This window comes from Arthrobacter sp. 10N44_2 (assembly GCF_056394385.1).
This window is the reverse complement of sequence record NZ_JBFTHT010000038.1, coordinates 1-1,541: the sequence shown is the minus strand read 5'-3', so window position 1 is coordinate 1,541 and position 1,541 is coordinate 1. Positions and strand designations below refer to the sequence as shown.

Here is a 1,541-nt window from a genome sequence, read left to right as displayed (position 1 = left end):
ACTGATATGTAGTGATTGTTTGTCAAGGGCGTGGGGAAGCGGTCCCGGGTTGGGTTGCCCGGGACCGCTTCTCATTTTGCTTGCCGGTGTGTCTGGCGGGGGTGGTCAGCGTGTCAATGGCGACGGCGCGGTCAGACTGATATGCGCGGGTTGGTTACCGCAGGACGAAGTGTTCGGCTGGAGGTTACCGCTGGTCTAGCTATGTCGGGCATGGCCGTTTCCGGCTGCCCATAGTCGAATCGCGGGTTTACTCCACGCGCTGCAAGAAACCGCTCCGCAGGGACGTTCCGGCAGTCCGTGCCCGGGCTGGCCGAGCGCGGAATCTAGTTGGTTATTGGCTGGGCTGGTCCGTTCTGGAAGCCAGAGACCAGCACCAGCCGGCGAGCTCCCGGGCGATGGCGACGTTCGCGATGACGGGTCGTTTGCGGCGTTCGAGATAACTGATCCAGCGGTTGTGGAGGCGCCGGTTGCCGGCATGACCCCGGGCCCTGGCATCCGGGCTGGCCATTTCCCATCGGGACCGCATCAGTTGGGATGGATGGTCGTATGGTCTGCGGTGGTGCCAGGCCGCCTCGACGAGGAGCCGGCGCGCGTGGGTGTTGCCGGTTTTCGTGATCGAGCCTTGGGACCGGGATGCCCCGGAGGAATGCTCGGTCGGGACCAGGCCCAGATATGCGCCGATCGTGGAGCCGGTGAACCGGTTCCAGTCACCTATTTCCAAGGCGAGACCGAACGCGGTCAGGGTCGAGATCCCGCGCAGGCACTCCAGCGACCGGACSACGGGCGTGTATTCGCTCCGGTAGGCCATTGTTGTGATGGCCTCGTCGAGGCGGTCGCGCCGATCCAGGATCTCGTGCATKGCCTCCAGAGAGGATGCGTAGGTCAGTTGCAGGGCCGGGGCATCGAAGCGTTGTTGGGCCAGCCAGAGTTCGTGGGTGCCGGTCCAAGCCCTCCCTCCGGAATACACGATGCCCTGACGCAACAGGAGCTTGGAGATCCGGTGCCGGGAACGCATCAGATCCCCGCGGGCATCTTCCCGGGCCCGGACCAGGTCCCGGGCCGCCTCCTGATCCGCAGCGGGGACCCTGACCGCGGTGATCTCGCCCAGTTTCAGCAGCCGGGCCAGATGCAGCGCATCCTTCGCGTCCGTCTTAACCCGGTCACCGGACGGACGCTGGAGTTTCGACGGGGCCGCGACGAGCGTGTCGATCCCGGCGGCCAGCAGAAACCGGGCCAGCCCGAAACCCGTCGGGCCGGCCTCGTAGACGACCCGCACCGGGGCCGGAAGAGACACGATCCAGGCAAGAATCTCAGCATAATCCGGAGTCAACCGGTGCGGAATGATCTCGCCGGTCTGCGCGTCCAGAGCGCATCCGGCAACAGAACGGGCATGGACATCCAGGCCGACGCTTGTACGCTCGAACATAGCTGGAACCTCCAATTTCAAATGTGGCTCTACCTGTCCGCCAAGTCTGGCAGGCAACCCACGTCCCGCTTTGAAAAGGAGGTTCCAGCCCGAAAAACCCGGCTACCTCATATCG

At 64.5% G+C, this 1,541-nt stretch carries 1 protein-coding gene; it reads right to left on the bottom strand.

The annotated features are described in order from the left end of the window. Positions 1-331: 331 nt before the first annotated feature. Entirely contained in the window at positions 332-1,426 is a 1,095-nt protein-coding gene (locus AC1DBX_RS20630; RefSeq protein WP_476932664.1) for an IS110 family RNA-guided transposase, read from the bottom strand. Positions 1,427-1,541 lie beyond the last annotated feature (115 nt).